The following is an 18,752-nucleotide window of genomic DNA, read 5'->3' as shown; positions in this document are numbered from 1 at the left end:
TCGTTAGTCCTGATGGTTAGGCAGTTTCAAAGAGGGATCTTCGGAGGAATTCGCGGTCAGATAACGAAAGCTCGCAAGGCTTTTTGCACGCTCGGCAAGTATCTGTGTCAACTCAACCTGGGCATTGAGTTCGTCAATGCGCGCACGCACGGCTTCTGCGAAATCGCCATCGTCATTGTCGTAGGCTGTCAGGGCGGCGCTGGCCTGCTCTTCCATTTGCGGCAGCAGGGTCTGACGGTAAAGCCTGATCCGGTCGTCAAGTTGTTCCATCCGTGCCATTGCGGCGCGGGCCCTGGCCTGGAGATCCCGCATCTTCAGTATCCGCTCGGATCTGGCCGCTTCCAGCCGTGCTGTCGAGGAACGCAGCTTCCGGTCCTGTCGGTTGCCGGTAAAAATCGGGAGGTCAAAACCAATGCCTACAGAAAACAGGTCGGCACGATCCTGTCCGTTCGGTGCCCTGTCCCGATAGCCATACTGCGCGAAAACAGACCATTCTGGTTTGTAGGCCTGGCGCGCCAGGTCAACATCAATCGCCTGGGCATCGATCAACTGATCCGTCGCCCGAATCGAGGGGTGGCGGATCAACCCATCGATATTCGTTTCGCGCCACCTGTCCGGAAGCCCGGTCGATAGCTCTGGCGGAATCTGTCCGGTCACCGGTAACTGTGCTGCCTCCGCGCCAATCCACTCGCCCAGCGATTCACGGTTGGACGCCAGTTGTGTGTTCAGGGCTGCCAGCCGGTCCTCAAGCCGGGTCAGCTCCAGCGAAGCGCGAATAATATCCTGTTGCCTCGAGCCCATGGTTGCCGAGGTGTAGCCTGCTTCAGCGACATCTGACAACTGTTCGAAGAGCCCCCGTTTGTCCTCTATCAACCGGATACTCTCCTGCGATCGCCAGAGCTCAAGCCAGAGGTGAGTTACCCTTTCCGTCACCTGCTCGCGCCGATTCTCCCGGCGGAATGGCTGCACGTCAGCCAGGCGGGTCTTTTTTTCACTGGCCAGGTGACGACTGTCACCACGGGGAATGCGCTGGGAGAATCCAATGGTGGCCTGAGTCATGCCCTCCTGCCCGGTGTCAAAGGTATCCGTAGGCAGATTCGCGGCGCCGATGGTTACCCGGGGATCAGGGAGCGCTCCATCTGCGTAGGACTCTTCCATTAACGCGTCCTGCATCCGGGCGCTCTGGCGAAGCCAGGGATCGTTCTCGATAGCCGTATTGATGACGCTCGTCAGTTCAAGCTCTGGTTCCGCCCAACCGGGCAGGCTGGTCAGAACCAGAGCGCCAAAAATGGCCGGTTTTATAATGCGAGGAAGGATGGACAACTTGAAATCTCCGTTGAAATTATTCCGAAAGGAGATCTTATGGCTCTAATCTGAAACCAAACTGAAATTTATAATAAAAACAGCATATTTTGATCTGACTCAAGTATTTTTATACGTGACAAATATCAAAAATGTTTTCAATTTTATTATTCTTAATTTCAGGATAAATTCAGAAACTGGTGGTTTAATGATCTCACCAACCAAACAGGAGGTGGAATTATGAAAAAGTTATTTGTATTAGCTGCAGCAATTACCCTTTCAACAACTGTATTCGCTGGCAACATGTCAGAGAATAATGACATGAAGGCCATGCATAATAAAATACAGGACAAACAATCCTTCGGAAACATCCTTCAGAATGAAGATATGCAGCGTCTGCACAAAGACATGACGCTTAATGCGATGTCCGAGGTAGGCATGGAGGCACGTCTACAAATGATCAGTACAGAAGAAGGCCGATCCTACCATAATGCACTGAAAAAACGGCAAAAAAATACCGCAGGGTAAATCCTGCGGCAAAGTCAACTCGCGGAGACACAGGCACCGGCTAACTCAAATGTTGAGCAGTCGGTGCCCTGATCGCGAACAAGTAAATCACACGAACCTGAAACCGAGCTGAATTACTGAGCCTATTTATGGCAAGAAAGGACAATATCATGAAAAAAGCAATTATCGCTGCGGCAGTCACTGCCTTACTTTCAACCATGGCTACTGCCAACTCGGGTTTGGCGGATCGTATCAATGAAGCGCGCAGTTACCCGAACAAATCAATCAGTGCAGAAAGATCTGAAATGACCTGCGTACAAAACAAAACCAATCACTGGAATATTAGTAAATCAGAGGTGAAATACGAAGAAAATGAATCAGGAAATAAAGACCTGAACCACACTCATTCTTGAATAAAATTTCAGAATTAGAAAGTCAAATAAATAGTCGACCACTTATTATAAAAGGTGGCCGACTATTTATTGCGCATTAAATATATAAAAATTTGCTTGCCCATCTCACTATTATCACTCTTTCATTTGTCTCTCAAGATCAACCATCCAAGAAACATCCATTTGACAACCAATACTGTTAACAACGGCAAGAAAACCCATTGGGCGAGAGGCAGTACACCGGTGCCTGTCCATGTGACCACCGGCATTAACTCGCCATAATTCCACCTGTCACCCTCCCCTGTTGCCCAGTACTCAAAAAGGATCGTTACAAGTAGCCCGACAGCAAGGTAAACGGACAGGCTGGTTCGTCTCCAGCCGCTCACTACCCAAAACCAGTCCCTTGATATCAATCCCGCAACTGCATAGGCGCCAATGGCTATATTGGCATCTCCGATAGTGGCACGGGTGCATAACCACACCACATCCCAATGACGAGCTTCAGTCATATCGGTAAAGAACGGAACCTGCACCATTTCCCAAAAAAAGTGCAGAAAAAAACTGACGCCCCAGATCATCAGGGCAAGCACAACCACAGATCGCGGCCGCAGAACAACATTCAGAAAAACCACTGCACCTCCATCAGCCCCAGCGGCTCTAATCTCCCGTATTCGCTGTCGTCGTCACCTCCGAACCACTGGGCTCCGGCCGTGAGGTAGATTTCCCGTTTTAGCGGCAGCGTCCATGTAGACCGGGGGTAAAGTACCCAACTGGCATCATCCGCATTGCGAATAGCCACCACCCGATACTGCCAGAACGGGTTGATATCCTGCCATGCCAGCAGCCCGGTATAATGGCGCCCGGTATACAGTGGGTGGGTGGAAACCAGCCGCAAGACGTCCAGGTTTGCCGGCGGCGCAGGCTGACCGTTGTAGAAATACTCCAGTGCCAGATTAAACCCGTTGCGAAACGCCCAGTTCAGATCCGCCACGCCCTGCCAGTAACGCTCGCCTGTCTCCGGCTCGCTCCATACAATTTCGGTACGCCAACCGGTGCCGGCCACCGAGCCACTGCCGCTAACACCTGCTTTGGTAGCGCCAGCAAACTCACCTATCATCACACCTGCATCGACCCCGGCAACAAAACGCTTGGCCCTCGCCGCCGTGCTGGCCTCTTTGTCACTGTGTTGCAGGGCATGAACAGCGCTGACTCGGCCGGTTGCCCCCAAAGGGCTGTCCCATAACACAGCGTCCACGCCAATTCGTTCATCAGGTTCCAGGTTGAGGGGGCTGACAGGATTGAGGATGTCCATGGGGTTCCAGATCAGGGCCGTGGACCAGTTCACCTGTTGGCGCCCAAATCGGAAATCCCCGGCTGGCGAGCGCCACTGTATCGTGCCACGATAAAGTTGATGGCGCGCCAACACATCCCCTGACTCGTACACGTCGCCCTGGAGATCCCAGTAGCGTGGATCGGGAACATCTCTTAGCAGGGCGAATTCCGGGCTGTCCAGAAAACTGCCTGTCACCAGCTCCAGGTCGTAGGCTGCATCCAGAACCCAGTCTTCATATCGATAGCGGGGTTCCAGTCGCAGGCGGGTCAGGTTCGAGAAGTAACGATCGTCATCAACCAGCGAGCGCGACCCGGCACTGAGGTTCTTGAGCGATCCGGAATGGCTGAAGTCAGCCGCAGCGTTCGAAGCCAGCATTAGCCAGGCCAGGCCCACCGCCACCAGTGGAGGGCGACTAACCATGCCGAATGGCCTCCACCGGGTCCAGTCGTGAGGCCCGCCACGCCGGGTACAGCGCTACCAGCACGGAGCACAGGAACAACAGCAGGCTGGGAAGCCAGACATGATCGAAAATCAACACTGGATAGATACGGTCGGTGATACCGGGGATGGCTTCCAGAGAGCGGCTGATCGAGGACAGATCAATGCCGGTCTGGCCAAGCCAGAAGACAAGCAGGCCGCCAACTACCATTCCTGCCACCATACCCAATACCGCAAGAAAGAATGCCTCAAACAGAATCGTCAGCTGTAATTGTCCGCCTCTCGTACCCAGTGCCAGCATGACGCCCAGTTCCGGGGTACGCTCCATCACCGACATCACCATGGTGTTCATGACACCAATGGCGACCACCACAAAGACCACCGACAGGATGAGATAGAAATCTACCTTGCTCATCTCAACCATCTGTACAACCACAGGCAGCAAGGTTTCCCAGTCCTGGGCCATCAGGCCGTTGTTGGTCAGAAGCGACGACTGGTTCAGGGTTTGTGCCAGGGCCGCACTGTCTGAGCGATCTGACAGCCTCAGCACGATCCGTGAAACTTCGTCTTCCTGCAGCCCACCCAGGTTTCGGGCAGTATTGATATCGATAAATGCATACTCTGTGTCGAACAGGTCACTGCCGGTGCGGTAGATACCGCGAATGGCCTGGGCGCTGGAGGCAAGATCTCCATCAGCCTGCTGAACCGTGATCACCAGCTTATCCCCCAACCGGGCATTTATCTCCTCGGCCAGCTTTTGACCGATCACAATCCCGTTCTCTCCAGACTGAACGTACGCGCCCTGCTCCATGTACCCGGAAAGCTCGGTAACGGCCTTCTCCTGTTCCGCTGCAATACCCACCAGTTCGACCGGCAGGCTCTGCCCGGGGTTTGCCACCATGGCTCTGAGCACCACCCGGGGTGAGGCGGCTTCGACTTTTGGCCGCTCCTGCAATCGCTGGCGCAGCACCTGGCTGTCAGCAATGCGCAGGGCCGGCGAAAGATCGACGTTGTGCCCCTCCTCCATCACCTGAACATGCCCGCTGAGCTGTTGCGTCGAGTTGTGGATCATCTGCTCGAAGAAACCATCGGCGAAGGCGTACAGGAACAGATAGGCGGCCAGCCCGAACGCGGTAGCCGATGCGGTAATCACTGACCGGCGTGGATTACGGAATACCGAGCGAAGTGCCATTTGCGCAAAAATCAGCAGCCGGTGATCAGACGTCACCTCCCAATGGATTCTGCGGATACGATTGATCACATTGCGCCGTGCACCTATCGCCTCCAGCGGGCTGTTGCGGCTGGCTTTCCAGGCCGGGAGCAGTGCCGCCAGCAGGGCCACCGACACAACCACGATGCCAATCACCACCAGGCGGGAGAATTCGATGGTGGGATAGACGATGCTGCTCAGCCCCGGCATGGTATCCATGGCCTTGATATAGGCACTGAAGTCCAGCCCCTGGGAACCGAAGTAACCGGTCAGTGACAGCCCCAGCACCAGCCCCAACAGGTAACCCAGGCCGGCCAGAATCGTCGTTTCCAGAAGCACCAGCCAGATAATCCGGCTGCTGGGGGTACCCAGAGCCATCATTACCCCGAATTCCCGACCACGTTCCAGCACCGACATCAGAATGGTATTGACGATGCCGGCCGCCACCACCACAAACACCACGAAGATGACGATGTAGGCGACGGCGTCGTGAAACGCGACCATTTGCACCAGCGAAGGCATCAGCGCCGGCCAGCCCAGGACTTCCACATTGCGTTCCTGTAGCTGATTTCGCAGGCTTCCAACCACCGCTTCGAGCTGGTCAGAGTCCTCTACGCGGGCAGCAATCTCGGTAAACCGACCTTCAAAGGCATACAGTGTCTGGGCGGATGCCAGGGGCATCTGGGCTACAAAGCCATCAATACGTTTGATGCCGGTTTCGAAAACACCCACCACCTCGAACCGGTCTGCGCCAATGGAGCCGTCCGCTGCCTGAACCACCAGCACCAGCTCATCTCCCGGGGAGGTACTCAGGGCACTGGCGGCGTCCACGCCCATAACGATCTCATTGTCCCCCTCCAGATAGCGCCCGTGGATGATCGACCGATCAAGCCGGGTTACCTGCGGCTCTGTTGTGCTGTCGACCCCCATCACCTGCAAGGCCCGTGACTGGTCGGCATGGCTGGCCAGCGCATTGCCCGTCACCCTGGGAGTGGTCGCTGCGACACCGGTTACGGAGGATATTTCCTCAGCAAGGTTCCAATGCTCGGCAACGGCAATGTTCATTTCCCGGTCGTCGTGAAATCCGCGCTGGTGCACTTTCAGGTCGCCGGTTACATAACCGGTCATGTTGTTGATCATCTGGGCATTGATGCCATCGATAAAAGCCCAGAGAAACACCAGACCTCCGACGCCGACGGCCACCGACAGCAGCGTGATGCCGGTACGCCGACGATTGACCCGAAGATTGCCGAACGCCAGTCGCAGCCACGCGATCACGGTCGCAGCTCCTCACTCTCGACACCGCCATCCCGCAGATGAATCACACGACGCGCTCGCTCCATCACCATCGGATCGTGGGTGGAAAACACAAAGGTAATACCGTGCTCCGAGTTCAGCCCCCGCATCAGGTCCAGCAGGGCCGCACCGGTTGCGGAGTCGAGATTGGCGGTTGGCTCATCGGCCAGGACAATCGCAGGCTTACTGACGATGGCCCTGGCCACCGCGACACGTTGTTGCTGGCCGCCGGAGAGTTCATGGGGCAGACGCTGTTCCATCCCCTGCAGCCCGACCTCCGCGAGAATGCGCCGGGCCTCGGCCCGTCGTTCCCGAAACGGAACGCCGCGAAGCATCAGCACGTACTCCACATTCTCCTGAGCCGACAAGACGCCGATCAGGTTGTATTCCTGAAACACAAAGCCGATTTTCCACAACCGCAGAATGGTGCGCTTCTTGCGGCTGAGCCCGGTGATTTCCTCACCCGCCACCTGAATGCGCCCCGCATCCGGTTCGTCCAGGGCCCCGATCTGGTTTAACAGGGTAGTCTTGCCCGAACCCGATGGCCCCACCAGCGTTGTGAACTCACCGGGCTCGATCGCCACGGATACATCGTTCAGTGCCTTGACGGCGATTGAATCCTGCTGATAAATCCGCGACACATGCTGCACATTGACGATGCTCATAGCGGGGCCTCATTCCGGGTTGCGCAGGCGACGCAATGAGAAAAGCGTTTCGTCTACAGGAATATCGAATTCAAGGGAGTCAATAAGGATGACCGTGCGGGACGCGGGATTATCCGCGTCAACCATCGTCCAGCGAGTAGGGATCCGGCGCCCGTCCATGGTTTTGATCTGGTCATAGGTCAACCGTTTGACGACCTGATCCCGCTCCCCGTAGTAGGCCACAGACACGGGAATCGCGTCCGCGCGAATTTCGAATTCAAGCTGGCTCCAGACCACCGGCGCATCGGGCCGTGGTGTTGAGACGACCCGGTACACCGGCACCTCGCCAGAATCATCGACCCCGGCAACCTCATGGGTGTAGTCGTCAACAAAGGAGCTTTCCTTGACCAGATCATCGTTGCTGAAGTTGGACCCCATCCATGGCTGCAGCATCATTGACGGGGGAATCTTGATGGTGCGATCAACTTTGGGAAGGTAATTCCACATGGCATCACCGATTCTCAGCGAGCCGACGCCAGCCTCTTTTTTCGGCGAGTGAATCCGGATCAAGGTGTGATCCGGCCGATCCATCCAGGCTTCCAGCTGCAGCTCCCGAGTCCAGTACTCACTCTCTATCCGCATGGTGGAGCGGCCGTGACTACTGTCTGACCAAAGGGTCTGCTCCATACCTTCGATCAAAGAAACAGCCGAGGGAGTAGCCGCGAGAAGACGACCGGATATGGCGAAAACAAGAAGAGCGCTTATCCAGAATCTCATTGACCAAGTCCTTATTCAGTTATCTTCGGGCCCGGTGTCGCGTTTCCCGCAACGTCACTTGGCGTTAATCGATATCTGATGACCTATCCCGTCCAGTGGAATCTCATCTACCGTAGCAAGGGAAACCGGATCCAGTACCCAGAGCTTTGCCTCACCGCGACTGGTTACCAGTATCTGGCCATCCACAGGGGAAACTGCCAGGTGATAGGGAGCCGGTGTCAGCTGCACACTTTCTCGGGAGTTAAGTCTGAGCTCTATGCGAACGATTCTTTCATCGCCCTGACTGGTCGCAAAAAGAACCTGCCCATCGGCACTCAGGCCCAGGCCATGAGGCGCTTCCCCGATTTCGTAACGTGCAGTGACAGTAACTTCAGACAGCATGAGAGCCAACGCTTCACCGGCGGCAGCATCATTGATGTAAAGATGATCCTCGTCGGGGGAGAGCGCCATGTGCTCGGGTGCCCCGCCTGTGCGTACATTTCGCTTAACAAACCAGTTCCGGGTATCCACCTCGCTAACGGTGCCATTACCGGTATTGCTGACGAACAACGTCTGGCCGTCACCCGTCGTCGCTATGTAGTTGGGAGAAGGGCCCGTCGCGATGACTTCAACGACTTCTCCGGAATCCAGATCAACAACACTGATACCGCCATCCATCGGATGTGTGGAAACGGCATAGCGGCCATCCCCTGTTACCAGAACGTGATGCACAGGCCCCGGCACTTCAAACACGCTGTCAATTTCGTTGGTGTTGGTATCCACGACGTAGATACGCCCTGTGCCAGGCTGCTTCGGAACCGTGCCGCCCTGTGCCCCATGGTGGGAGGCGTGCTCATCTTCCGTGACAGCCTCTGGACGAACGGGCGGCTCCTGATTGTCATGGGCCGTCAAACTGCCCACAATAAGATAGCGACCATCCGGAGTCAGTGCGGAACCATGGGTATTGACCGTGCCAGAAATCGTCGACGTCACACGATGACTTTCCAGATCCATAACACCTATGGAATCTGTTGACCCCATGGGTATGAAGGCGCGACTGCTGCCCGCCGACACTGCCAGTGACAGGCCCATTAAAAGTGCAGCGGTAAGGCCTCCAAACCACTGCTTGCGCAACTGATGTTTCATAAGATCACCCTGTGATCGGAATAACGGAATGGCTCTTAATTGCCAGATAAGCGACGTTTGCACGCTTGCGAACAAAAAGATTGCTTCAATCCGAGTTGAACACGCCAAGCTGAAACAAAGCTGAAAACTATTCCGGAAGATGCATCTATTTGACGTGGATCAGTATCACCAGCAAACGCCCGGCTTTAGACCAGGACTCAGATTTCACCCATTTGGTAAAGCAACTCCCTTACAGTGGTGTCCGAATGCACGACGAAACCAGAAATAGCCAGCAAACAGCCAGTACCAATGCAGCTCTGCTTAATCGTCATTGTTACTGCATTACCCTTGATCAAGACGCCCTCAACTCAAATCTTCGGCATCAATTTTCGAACGCTGGCATTGGTTTCCCGGCGACAGCGATCCCCGAGCTTGATCATTTCTTCTCGGACACCGCCGTTTTTGTCCCCGAGAGTGATATTTTGACGATGGAGGGGGTCGTCCAGGCTATCGAGAAAGCGAGCAAACTTCCGTCTTACCTGACACAGGTCCTGTCCTGGGCCCCGGACATCGCACAGTTCGATCCCGGCCCTCTCGGGGCATTTATGGGCTATGACTTTCACCTGGGGCCCGAAGGCCCTCAACTGATCGAGGTCAACACCAATGCCGGCGGTGCTTTTCTTAACGCTGTGCTCGCCCGGGCTCAAAGCCGATGTTGCCAGCCACCTCAACACGCGCCCGCCATCAGCCCGGCGCTGGACAGGTTCGATGATGCGGCGTTCCAGATGTTTAAACATGAATGGCAAAGGCAGCGCGGAGAGTCGATGCCGCAGCGACTGGCCATCGTTGATAACGCCCCTGAGAGTCAGTTTCTGTTCCCGGAGTTCCAACTGGCCCAGCGACTCCTTCTGGACCGGGGAATAGAAACCCTGGTCCTCGACCCTGCCGAGTTCGAGTATGCCAATGGAGAGCTTACCGCCGGTGGAAAACACATTGATATGGTGTACAACAGGCTGGTGGATTTCGCACTGGAAGCGCCGAACCATGCGACGTTAAGACGGGCCTATCGCGACGGCGCCGTCGTCGTAACGCCCAACCCGCGAACACACGCAGTGCTGGCCGACAAACGGAATCTGACTCTCTTGTCAGACTCACAGACGTTGCGCGAATGGGGACTGGATACGAAGGACGTGGAGCTACTGGAAAGGGCTGTTCCAAAGACCAGGCTGGTTTCCAGGAATGACGCGACCGAGTTATGGCGAGATCGCCGCAGGCTCTTCTTCAAGCCCTTTTCAGGCCATGGCAGTAAAGGTGTCTACCGGGGCGACAAACTGACCCAACGGGTTTTCGAGAACATTCTCGAGGGGGATTACATTGCGCAGGACCTCGTCCCCCCGGGTGAGCGAGGCCTCAAAATTGATGACACGATAACCACCGGAAAGGTCGATATTCGCCTGTACACCTACAATGGCAAAACATTGCTTACCGCTGCCCGCATCTACAAAGGGCAAACCACCAACTTTCGAACGCCCGGAGGCGGGTTTGCCCCGATTTTTCAGATTTAGGTCAGCATTGGCCTAGACGATGAAAAGCTGGGCCGCCAGGCCGATAATCAGCGTGGCCGCAAACGCTGTAATCACCACGATTCCATGCCATGGGTCCGTTGCAGCGGACGCCGACTCCCCAGACCTGTATATCGGCACGATGATCCGCAGGTACACCGCCAGCGACAGCACGCTGTTGACAATCGCCGCCACAGCCAGCCAGGTAAACTGGGCATCGATGGCAGCGCCGAAGAGCATGAATTTGCCAACGAAGCCGGCCAGTGGCGGAATGCCGACCAGCGACAGCAGGAACATCACCATCGCGATTCCCATCAGCGGTCGCGTGCGTCCCAACCCGTCAAAATCGTTCAGAGTGCGCCCGGTTGTGGCCGCAACGGCGAAAGCGCCCAGGTTCATGGCGGCATAGGCGGCGGCGAACAGAATGATCGATGGTAAGGCCAGCTCACTGGAGCCCACCGCCAGTATACCCAGCAGGAAATAGCCGGACTGGGCAATCGACGAATACGCCAGCAGCCGGATAACGTTATCCTGCACCAGTGCAGCAAGATAGCCGTAGGTCATGCTCAGCACTGCGAGGCCTGCGATGACGGCAGTCCAGCCAATTTCCGGCGGCAGGTCACGAACCACCTGAGTGAGCGCAAACAGGGCACCAATCTTGGGCACGACGGACAGGTAGGCGGCAATCGACAGCGGGGCGCCCTCGTAGGCATCGGGTGCCCAGAAGTGGAACGGAACCAGTGATGCCTTATAGCCCAGCCCCACAACTACAGCCACGAACCCGAGAATAACGGCCAGCGGCATCGAGTCCATGGCCGGCAGATCGGCGATCAGCGTAGAGCCGGAGGCACCGAACCAGTAGCTCAGTCCGAAAATCATGATCGATGTGGTGACCGAAGCGAATACAAAGAATTTCATGGCGGCTTCGGTCGCCGGATCGGTGTCCGGGTAGGCAACCAGGGCGAAGGTCGCCAAACCGGTCAGCAGCGTGCCCAGCACCAGAAACATGGTATCCGCTGCCCCTGCGAGAACCAGGGCGCCCAGGGTGGAAAATATCAGCAGGCTGTAGACCGTACCCTCGCGGGCGCTCCCCCGGACATCCACCCGCGCCAGCAACATCGAAAGCACCGTAGCCGGCAACAGGATAAGCTTGGCCCAGGTACTTAGTGTATCGATCCGGAAACTGCCGCCAAATATCGTTGTGTCTGTGCCGAGCAGGCGCAGGGCCAGCCCCGTGGCAACCACCAGGCCGACGACAGCAGTGATCAGCGAAATCCGTGGCCGGCGCAGCATCTCCGCGATCAGGGCACCGACAGCCGTCAACAGGACGGCAATTTCCGGAGCTAATAAGGCGAGATCACGACCCATTACAGCACCAGTGCCGATGTGGTCCGGTGAATAACGTCCAACACCCAGGACGGCGCCACGCCGGTGGCAACGGTGAGCACCAGCAGGGGCGCCACCGCGAGAATTTCTCGCGGGCTCAGATCCGGCATTTTATTCCAGCGATCCCGGGGCTCACCCAGAAAGGTTTCACGCAGTGCCTTGAGAAAGGTTCCGGCGATAATGGCAATACCCAGAATCACCACAACCGCGATGGGAGTAGTGCCCAGGGTGGCGAGAAATATCTGGAACTCTGCCGGGAAGTGCGCCAGGCCAGGGAGACCCAGAGACGCGAAAGCCGCCAGCACAAAGGACCAGCCAAGCAATGGAACCGTTTTGAGCAAGCCGCCAAACTCCCCCATTTCGCGGGTATGAGCGCGCTCCTGAATCATGCCCACCAGGAAGAACAGGGCACCGGTGACCAGGCCGTGACTGAACATCTGCAGCACGGCGCCGTCCAGAGCGGTGGCACGCACTGCGGGGTCCAGCGTTAGCGCAGCCGCGGAGACGCCGACGATCACGTAACCCATGTGATTAACTGAGGTATAGGCCACCAGGCGCTTGAGATCGGTCTGTGCCAGGGCGGCAAAGGCACCGTAAATCGCGCTGACGACACCGAAAACCAGAACAACGATGCCGGCTTCGCGGAAAGCGTCAGGGGTCATTTGCAGGGCGAAGCGCACCAGCCCGTAAGTGCCGAATTTCAGCATGATGCCCGCCAGGATGACGCTACCAACGGTCGGTGCCTGCACGTGTGCCGCAGGTAACCAGGTATGCAGGGGTATCGCAGGAATCTTGACCGCAAAGGTGATCAGCATGGCGATCAGCGCCCACATGGCCGCCGCCCCCTCCAGTGGAGGATTGGCAATCCAGGCCCGCATATCAAAGGTGGGATCAGGGCTACCGAGGTAAAGCCCCAGAATCGCAAGCAACAGTGGCAGGCTGCCCAGCAGGGTGTAGATAAAGAACATCAGGGCGGCCCGCTGCCGGTCTTCATGTCCCCATCCGGCAATCATGAAATACATCGACACCAGGGAAACTTCGAAGAAGACGTAGAACAGGATCCCGTCGAGGGCGGTAAAGGTACCGATTGCCGTGGTCTCAAGTAGCAGGATCAAGGCCACGTATGCTCTCGGACGGTCGCGAAGCGACGAAGCGTAGATGAGAGAAACCAGGAAAAGCACGGCACTCAGCAGCACCAGCGGCAGGCTGATGCCATCAACCCCGACCCGGTAGGCGGCGCCAATGGCCGGCATCCATTCCAGCTCTTCGACCTGGGAAAAGCCGTCACCACTCACGCCCTGCAGCCACATGGCCAGAGCGCCAACCAGAGTCAGGGCGGCACTGACGATCGCTATGCTGTGCACCGTCCGTGCCGTCGGCTTCGGCAAACACAGAATCAGCACAGCGCCGACGAGTGGCAAAAACAGGGTCAGAGATACGAGTGGTAACATGAGTACAGGGTTCCTTTAGAAACTCAGTGAAGCTGAAAACAGGATGGCCAGGAGCACAGCGGTGGCTACGGCACTGATCGCGAGGCTGTGATGGATCAGGCCGCTTTGCAGGGTTCTCGCCCGCGCGCCCAGGGCCCGCACACCGGCCACCAGGGCGAAGATCAGACCGTCGATACCACGCTCATCCCCGCCCCGAACCCAACGACCCACCGCCAGATTGGCGCGACCGACGCCAAGTACGGCCAGATACAGGCGCTGTTCCAGGCGCTCGCCCCCGCGGGCAATGGTGAGAGCTGTATGGCCGACGCCAAGCGCGGCCGCATAAAGGTGGCCTTCCAGACGGTCACACTGCCGGGCAACAGCCATTACGGGCCGACCTACCCAGGCGGTGAGCCCGCCCGCAACCACTAGCCCCGATGCTGCCCATTGATGGGCAGGCCCAAGCAGACGCTTGACCGGCACCAGCCAGCCCAGCGCCAGACCACCCAAGGCGGCGACGAGTCCGGACAATATGGCGCCGATACCTGCGGTTTCCGGCGCCGGCAGATCAAGCATTGTTTCGAGTGGACCAAAGGCCAGACCCAGGCCTGCGGCGGGGATCGCCAGACCCCAGATGCCAGCGCGCATCCAGCCAGTACCGGCGACCGGCCGGGTATCGCCGGAGCCCTGCCAGAGCAAGCGTAAAGCCCGGGCCATATAGGCGCCGGTCAGCAGAGTGCCTGCCAGGGCCAGGGGTCCAAGCCAGGCGGCGCCCTGCCCCGACAGAGCGGCGGCAATCACTGCATCCTTGGAGAAGAACCCGCTCAGCGGTGGGATGCCGGCCAGTGCCAGTGCTGCCAGCGCAAAGCCGGCGAAAGCCCAGGGCCTGGCGTGGCCAACGCCCTTCAGCTGATCGAAACCGGTACCCTCGCGGGCATGCTGGAAGTCGCCAGCGGCCAGGAACAGGCTGCTCTTGATGGCGGCATGGGCGAGCAGATGCAACAGCGCGGCCAGCGGAACCCCGGCGCCCACAGCAATCAGCATCAGGCCGTATTGGCTGGCCGTGGAAGCCGCGAGCAGGCGTTTGAGATCACGCTCGGCAAGCGCAATCACCCCGGCTGCCACCGTGGTGATACCACCGACAAGCCCAACGGCGAACAGTGTCTCGGGAGTCAGCAGCGGGGCCCACCGGATCAGCAGGATAGCGCCCGCCGCAACCAGCGTGGCCGAGTGCAGTAGCGCCGAGACCGGTGTCGGGCCGGCCATGGCGCGCATAAGCCAGTCCTGCAGGGGTACCTGGGCCGACTTGCCCATGGCGGCCAGCAGCAACAGAAGCCCGGCAGTGGTCGATGCGCTACTGCCTGATTCCAGGGAGGCGGTAATCTCGCTGGTACCTGCCGACCCGATAAGCATGAATACCGCAACGTAAAGCCCGAGATCAGCGCTGCGGGTATAGAGGAATGCGCGGCTGGCTGCGTTCGCAGCTTCCGGCCGCTGAAACCAGAAGCCGATCAGCAGGTAACTGCACAAACCGATCAACTCCCAGGCCGCCAGCAGCAGAATCCAGTCGCCAGCCAGCACCAACGCCTGCATGGCTGGCCAGGAACAGGGTCATCACGGCATAAAAGCGCGCCTGACCGGACTCCTGCTTCATATAACCGACGGCATAAATCAGCACAAATGTACCCACCGTAGCCACCGCCACCGCCACCAGCGAGGTCATTGGTCCGGCGACCAGCCGCAAGGGCATGTCCGGCAGACCGGGCAGAAGCAGAGTTTCGGCCTGACCACCTGCCACCCGGGCCAGAAGCCAGAGACTTCCCACCAGGCTGAGCGTTGCGCCAGCCAGGGCCAGCGCAGCTCCACCCCGGCGCAGTATCAACACGGCCAGGGCGGCGATCAGCGGCGGCAGTATCGGCAGGAGCACTGCATTCATCCTTTCAGGTCCTCCGCTTCTTCCATCTCGACCGAGCCCTTGGCCCGGAAGCGGGCAATGGCGACGCCAAAGCCGACCGCCATCTCCAGTGCCATAACCGTCATCACCACCAGCACAAACATCTGGCCGGAATAGACCTCGGGATGCAGAAAGCGCCAGAAAGCGACCAGGTTCACCATGGCGCCCGCCAGCATCAGCTCCACGCCCATCATGATCATCACCAGATTGGTCTGGGACAGCGCGCCATAGAGACCGATACCGAACAGGATGGCGCCGGTCAGAAGCGCTACTATCAGAACTACGGTCATTCCGATGCCTCCTTGTCGTCTTTACCCGCCAGGTTTTTCACCGGTATTGCCACCGCCGTTGCCGCGATCATCGCGGTCAGGATAGTGATCCCTGCAGTTTCGAAGATCATCATTGAGCGCCCGAGTAACTCCACACCCAACGCCCGCGTCTGCGCTTCCGCGTCCGGCACCTGCTCCGCTGCGGGTCCCCAGTCCGACAGTAGCGCAACAGCGATAGCAACGATGGCCGCACTCACCCCGGCACCGATAGAGAAACGCTTCTGGTGGCTCATGTCCATACCGCCGAGCCCACCGGGATCCATCATGAACATCACCATGAAGATGGCCATGATGCTCATCTCCGTGGCCATCATCATGATCTGCAGTACACCCAGAAATTCTGTCTGCATCGCCAGAAACATGCAGCCGACGGCAGTCTGTGAAAACAGCAGCGCCAGCGCGGAACGGACCATGGATGACGTGCGAAACACCACCACGCCAAAGCCGATGGCGGCCAGCCCGAAAACGGCAACGAAAAAAGCCTGTGCGTACATCAGGGAACCACCAGGATCAGTAAACCGACAATAATGATATTAACCAGCGCCAGGGGAATCCCGAGAACCCAGCACCACCGCATCAGATCCGCCTCGCGAATGCGTGGCAGGTAGCGGCCGGCCAGCATCATCGACACGGCCACGGCCAGGGTCTTGACCAGGCTCCAGACCCAGGGCGGCAGCAGCGGGCCGTACCAGCCACCGAGGTAGAACACCGTGGTTGTCGAAGCCAGGGTAACCACCAGCGTCAGGCGAGCCAGGCGCAACACTGCCAGGCGAACGCCGGTGTACTCGGCATCCACACCGCCGCCAAGCTCCCCCTCCGCGGTGGGCAGATCGAATGGCGCGCGGAACGACAGCGCCATGGCCGCAATGAAGAACAGCACGAAGCCCAGGGGCTGGTAGACAATGTTCCACAGGCTCTCCTGGGAACCAACGATCGCAGTGTTCACCAGAGACTCGGCGCGCATGGCCACGGCCGTGATCGGCATGACAATAAGCATGGAATAGGCAATAAGCTGGCCCAGAAAGCGCCAGCCGCCGATCATCGCGTAGGCGCCATCCGGCCCCCAGCCCGCCATGATCACCGCGACCAGCACATAGGCCAGGGCCGCATTGATGAAGAGCCCGCCGGTGCCGAGGTCCGCGATGACCAGATCCGGCGCCAGCGGCAGGACCGCCATACCAAGGACCGCCACAACCATTAGCAGCACCGGCGCCGCCTCGAAAAAGACCCTGTCTGGCGAGCGCGGTACAATGGATTCACGACCGAGGTGAGCCAGGCCGCTGTAAAGTGGCGCGGCCGGACTCAGGCGGCCAGTCGTGATCCAGCCCTCGATGACGGCCAGCAGCCAGGCGCTGCCAAACAATGCCAATAAAACGATAGCGACGGTCACGAGATTACCTCCCAGGGCGAAAGATCCAGCGATCCGACTGCCAGCAGCGCGTCGCCCAGCTCCTGGCCCTCAACAAGCTTCGGGACCAGATCGATATGGTGACTACAGGCAGTATCCAGCTCGTATGACTTCACCTTTCCACGCTCCAGTTTCAGACTTAACCGGGCCTCGCCGCGCGGGGTGTCAACGGTTGCCTCACCGGCTCCTGAAACATCGCCAATGTTGCGCAGGGATGCCAGCTCGGGCTCGCCGCTCGACCTGATAAATTCGAGGCTGGCCGAAATTTCGGCCAGACGTTGCCACAGACGTGCCCAGGCATCTCCGCCTTCATGCGCCGCACGCGCTACCGGGCCGCGCAGAGCAGAAGATTGCGGTGGTAGTAGGCCGATACCCTTAAGCCGCGACTTGAGCAAAGGCGTTCGCTCAAGATGGGTACCCAATGTGCGCAGCGCTGGCTCCAGCTCAGCAAGCTTGTCCCGGTCAGCGTCTCTGACTTTGAGTTGCAGAGTCGAAGCCCGCCGCGTCAGCCAGGCGAATCCGAGCTGGCGCCCCACTTGTGCCAGCCAGCCCAGGTGACTGGCGATGCGCTCACGCTCAAGGGCGCCATTGCGGGCCTGAGTGGTCGCCTGATCGTCATTCAGACCGGCCGCTCTCTCGATTGCCAGACAGGCCAACAGTCGGTAGCTCACCGGTGCCAGCGGCATTGCCGAGGCCAGATGCTCGATAAAGGTCCCGGCATTTATCTGTTCGCTTTCTTCGCTTTCTTCATTCCCTTCACCCTCTTCGGCCTCAGTGGTCATACCCACCAGGGAGGTCGCCTGCCCTTCGGTCACGCCGTCACCGTCGAGCGTCAGCGTCAACTTCAGACCACCGGGCAAGCCAGGAAAGACCGGACCGAATGGCACTTCAAGCCAGTCCATCTGCAGGCCGTCGGCGCTGCGTGGCAGGTCTTTGGTAACTTCAATCATCGACATAAATCCCGAGGCACCATGATCGTGACCGCCGTGATCGTGCCCTTCATGATCATGTCCACCGTGGTCATGTTCACCGTGATCATGATGACCCTGGTGCTCGTGATCATGGCAGTGCTCGTGCTCGTGCTCGTGGCCATGGTGCTGGTGTTCGTGATCATGCTGGTGTTCGTCATGATGGTGTTCATGATCATGGTCGGGCGTCGATTCCCCGGCTTCGCGGGCTACCAGGTCCATGCCGCATTTGGGGCAGCTGCCCGGCTCGTCTTCAACGACCTCCGGGTGCATGGGGCAGACATACTCGATCCTGGCGTGCAGGACATCGGCGTCGAAGTCCTCCGGCGAGGCTGCAAAGGCACTATCGGCGAATGCACGTTGTAGTCGAACTACGGCTTCGTTCAGTTCCTCTTGCGAGAGACCTGCAGAAATGTCGGCGCCAGGTAAAGTTGACGGTGCCTGCCCGCCTACCATGAGAATAGCGCGCGGCCGGGGCATCTGCGCGTAGAGCACTGTCACGGCATCGCCCATTTTTTCCGAAAGCTCTCCGACGATCAGGAGCACGGCGGCATCGCGAGGCGTAGTGCTGATACGCAAGCCTGCAGCGGTTACGTCCAGACCATGCGCCAAGGCAACTTCCGGGCCCGGAACAATCAGACAGCTCAGATTGCGCGCCAGCGCCCGGGAAACCAGCCTCTGCAGCATTGAGGACCGTTTCTGCCGTGCGCCT

Annotated in this window: 18 protein-coding genes; 3 read left to right on the top strand and 15 right to left on the bottom strand. The window is 58.4% G+C overall.

Going from position 1 to position 18,752, the window contains the following annotated elements; genetic code table 11:
• Nucleotides 1–3: 3 nt before the first annotated feature.
• On the bottom strand, nucleotides 4–1,323 hold the full coding sequence (locus tag QPL94_RS06845; RefSeq protein WP_285356393.1) for a TolC family protein: 1,320 nt from the start codon (nucleotides 1,321–1,323) through the stop codon (nucleotides 4–6).
• Nucleotides 1,324–1,542: 219 nt separating this feature from the next.
• Between QPL94_RS06845 and QPL94_RS06840 the strand changes: the two genes are divergently transcribed.
• Together QPL94_RS06840 and QPL94_RS06835 are read left to right on the top strand one after the other, a co-directional pair.
• Nucleotides 1,543–1,830, top strand: a complete 288-nt coding sequence (locus QPL94_RS06840; protein ID WP_285356392.1) for a hypothetical protein — start codon at nucleotides 1,543–1,545, stop codon at nucleotides 1,828–1,830.
• Nucleotides 1,831–1,979: 149 nt separating this feature from the next.
• Nucleotides 1,980–2,222 (top strand): hypothetical protein, encoded by a 243-nt coding sequence (locus QPL94_RS06835; protein ID WP_285356390.1) that lies wholly within the window; start codon nucleotides 1,980–1,982, stop codon nucleotides 2,220–2,222.
• Between the two features lie 122 nt (nucleotides 2,223–2,344).
• Here QPL94_RS06835 and QPL94_RS06830 read toward each other — a convergent pair whose 3' ends face one another.
• Genes QPL94_RS06830 through QPL94_RS06805 form a run of 6 tightly spaced genes read right to left on the bottom strand, consistent with a single transcriptional unit; the run spans nucleotide 2,345 to nucleotide 9,024 of the window.
• The gene (locus QPL94_RS06830) at nucleotides 2,345–2,833 is read right to left on the bottom strand and encodes a hypothetical protein (protein WP_285356388.1); all 489 of its coding nucleotides are present in this window, start codon (nucleotides 2,831–2,833) and stop codon (nucleotides 2,345–2,347) included.
• Nucleotides 2,821–3,954: a hypothetical protein gene (locus QPL94_RS06825; RefSeq protein WP_285356387.1), complete on the bottom strand. Its 1,134-nt coding sequence runs from the start codon at nucleotides 3,952–3,954 to the stop codon at nucleotides 2,821–2,823. The genes QPL94_RS06830 and QPL94_RS06825 overlap by 13 nt, the downstream gene beginning before the upstream one ends.
• Complete coding sequence (locus QPL94_RS06820; protein WP_285356385.1) at nucleotides 3,947–6,460, bottom strand: ABC transporter permease; 2,514 nt, start codon at nucleotides 6,458–6,460, stop codon at nucleotides 3,947–3,949. The genes QPL94_RS06825 and QPL94_RS06820 overlap by 8 nt, the downstream gene beginning before the upstream one ends.
• Nucleotides 6,457–7,143, bottom strand: a complete 687-nt coding sequence (locus QPL94_RS06815) for an ABC transporter ATP-binding protein (RefSeq protein ID WP_285356384.1) — start codon at nucleotides 7,141–7,143, stop codon at nucleotides 6,457–6,459. The genes QPL94_RS06820 and QPL94_RS06815 overlap by 4 nt, the downstream gene beginning before the upstream one ends.
• 9 nt (nucleotides 7,144–7,152) lie before the next feature.
• Entirely contained in the window at nucleotides 7,153–7,899 is a 747-nt protein-coding gene (locus QPL94_RS06810) for an outer membrane lipoprotein-sorting protein (protein ID WP_285356381.1), read from the bottom strand.
• 54 nt (nucleotides 7,900–7,953) lie between these two features.
• Nucleotides 7,954–9,024: a cytochrome D1 domain-containing protein gene (locus QPL94_RS06805; RefSeq protein ID WP_285356379.1), complete on the bottom strand. Its 1,071-nt coding sequence runs from the start codon at nucleotides 9,022–9,024 to the stop codon at nucleotides 7,954–7,956.
• Nucleotides 9,025–9,269: 245 nt separating this feature from the next.
• On the opposite strand from QPL94_RS06805, the gene QPL94_RS06800 reads away from it, so the two are divergent.
• The gene (locus tag QPL94_RS06800) at nucleotides 9,270–10,568 is read left to right on the top strand and encodes an ATP-grasp domain-containing protein (RefSeq protein ID WP_285356378.1); all 1,299 of its coding nucleotides are present in this window, start codon (nucleotides 9,270–9,272) and stop codon (nucleotides 10,566–10,568) included.
• Between the two features lie 12 nt (nucleotides 10,569–10,580).
• Here QPL94_RS06800 and QPL94_RS06795 read toward each other — a convergent pair whose 3' ends face one another.
• From QPL94_RS06795 to QPL94_RS06760, 8 genes are read right to left on the bottom strand one after another with little or no spacing between them, the layout of a single operon-like run.
• Nucleotides 10,581–11,933: an NADH-quinone oxidoreductase subunit N gene (locus QPL94_RS06795; RefSeq protein WP_285356377.1), complete on the bottom strand. Its 1,353-nt coding sequence runs from the start codon at nucleotides 11,931–11,933 to the stop codon at nucleotides 10,581–10,583.
• A complete protein-coding gene (locus QPL94_RS06790) occupies nucleotides 11,933–13,402 on the bottom strand; it encodes a complex I subunit 4 family protein (protein WP_285356376.1) in 1,470 nt (489 codons plus the stop codon). The genes QPL94_RS06795 and QPL94_RS06790 overlap by 1 nt, the downstream gene beginning before the upstream one ends.
• 15 nt (nucleotides 13,403–13,417) lie before the next feature.
• On the bottom strand, nucleotides 13,418–14,911 hold the full coding sequence (locus tag QPL94_RS06785) for a proton-conducting transporter transmembrane domain-containing protein (RefSeq protein WP_285356374.1): 1,494 nt from the start codon (nucleotides 14,909–14,911) through the stop codon (nucleotides 13,418–13,420).
• A complete protein-coding gene (locus QPL94_RS06780) occupies nucleotides 14,820–15,317 on the bottom strand; it encodes a hypothetical protein (RefSeq protein WP_285356372.1) in 498 nt (165 codons plus the stop codon). The genes QPL94_RS06785 and QPL94_RS06780 overlap by 92 nt, the downstream gene beginning before the upstream one ends.
• On the bottom strand, nucleotides 15,314–15,625 hold the full coding sequence (nuoK, locus tag QPL94_RS06775; RefSeq protein WP_285356370.1) for an NADH-quinone oxidoreductase subunit NuoK: 312 nt from the start codon (nucleotides 15,623–15,625) through the stop codon (nucleotides 15,314–15,316). Before nuoK ends, QPL94_RS06780 begins: the two co-directional genes overlap by 4 nt.
• Nucleotides 15,622–16,158, bottom strand: a complete 537-nt coding sequence (locus QPL94_RS06770) for an NADH-quinone oxidoreductase subunit J family protein (RefSeq protein ID WP_285356368.1) — start codon at nucleotides 16,156–16,158, stop codon at nucleotides 15,622–15,624. The genes nuoK and QPL94_RS06770 overlap by 4 nt, the downstream gene beginning before the upstream one ends.
• The gene (locus QPL94_RS06765) at nucleotides 16,158–17,054 is read right to left on the bottom strand and encodes a complex I subunit 1/NuoH family protein (protein ID WP_285356366.1); all 897 of its coding nucleotides are present in this window, start codon (nucleotides 17,052–17,054) and stop codon (nucleotides 16,158–16,160) included. Before QPL94_RS06765 ends, QPL94_RS06770 begins: the two co-directional genes overlap by 1 nt.
• Nucleotides 17,051–18,727 carry a heavy metal-binding domain-containing protein gene (locus QPL94_RS06760; protein ID WP_285356364.1) on the bottom strand — a complete coding sequence of 559 codons (1,677 nt, stop codon included), beginning with the start codon at nucleotides 18,725–18,727 and terminating at the stop codon, nucleotides 17,051–17,053. Before QPL94_RS06760 ends, QPL94_RS06765 begins: the two co-directional genes overlap by 4 nt.
• Nucleotides 18,728–18,752 lie beyond the last annotated feature (25 nt).

It is taken from the genome of Marinobacter sp. SS13-12 (assembly GCF_030227115.1).
Taxonomy (GTDB): Bacteria; Pseudomonadota; Gammaproteobacteria; order Pseudomonadales; family Oleiphilaceae; genus Marinobacter.
Note: the sequence above shows the minus strand (reverse complement) of the source record. Positions and strands in the feature narration are given on the sequence as shown.

Excerpts from the sequence above, each read along its gene's own strand:
- QPL94_RS06825 (WP_285356387.1), bottom strand. The coding sequence starts at position 3,954 with ATGGTTAGTCGCCCTCCACTGGTGGCGGTGGGCCTGGCCTGGCTAATG.
- QPL94_RS06780 (WP_285356372.1), bottom strand. The coding sequence starts at position 15,317 with ATGAATGCAGTGCTCCTGCCGATACTGCCGCCGCTGATCGCCGCCCTG.
- QPL94_RS06805 (WP_285356379.1), bottom strand. The coding sequence starts at position 9,024 with ATGAAACATCAGTTGCGCAAGCAGTGGTTTGGAGGCCTTACCGCTGCA.
- QPL94_RS06835 (WP_285356390.1), top strand. The coding sequence starts at position 1,980 with ATGAAAAAAGCAATTATCGCTGCGGCAGTCACTGCCTTACTTTCAACC.
- QPL94_RS06815 (WP_285356384.1), bottom strand. The coding sequence starts at position 7,143 with ATGAGCATCGTCAATGTGCAGCATGTGTCGCGGATTTATCAGCAGGAT.
- nuoK (WP_285356370.1), bottom strand. The coding sequence starts at position 15,625 with ATGACCGTAGTTCTGATAGTAGCGCTTCTGACCGGCGCCATCCTGTTC.
- QPL94_RS06790 (WP_285356376.1), bottom strand. The coding sequence starts at position 13,402 with ATGTTACCACTCGTATCTCTGACCCTGTTTTTGCCACTCGTCGGCGCT.
- QPL94_RS06800 (WP_285356378.1), top strand. The coding sequence starts at position 9,270 with ATGCACGACGAAACCAGAAATAGCCAGCAAACAGCCAGTACCAATGCA.
- QPL94_RS06770 (WP_285356368.1), bottom strand. The coding sequence starts at position 16,158 with ATGTACGCACAGGCTTTTTTCGTTGCCGTTTTCGGGCTGGCCGCCATC.
- QPL94_RS06795 (WP_285356377.1), bottom strand. The coding sequence starts at position 11,933 with ATGGGTCGTGATCTCGCCTTATTAGCTCCGGAAATTGCCGTCCTGTTG.
- QPL94_RS06810 (WP_285356381.1), bottom strand. The coding sequence starts at position 7,899 with ATGAGATTCTGGATAAGCGCTCTTCTTGTTTTCGCCATATCCGGTCGT.
- QPL94_RS06760 (WP_285356364.1), bottom strand. The coding sequence starts at position 18,727 with ATGCTGCAGAGGCTGGTTTCCCGGGCGCTGGCGCGCAATCTGAGCTGT.
- QPL94_RS06840 (WP_285356392.1), top strand. The coding sequence starts at position 1,543 with ATGAAAAAGTTATTTGTATTAGCTGCAGCAATTACCCTTTCAACAACT.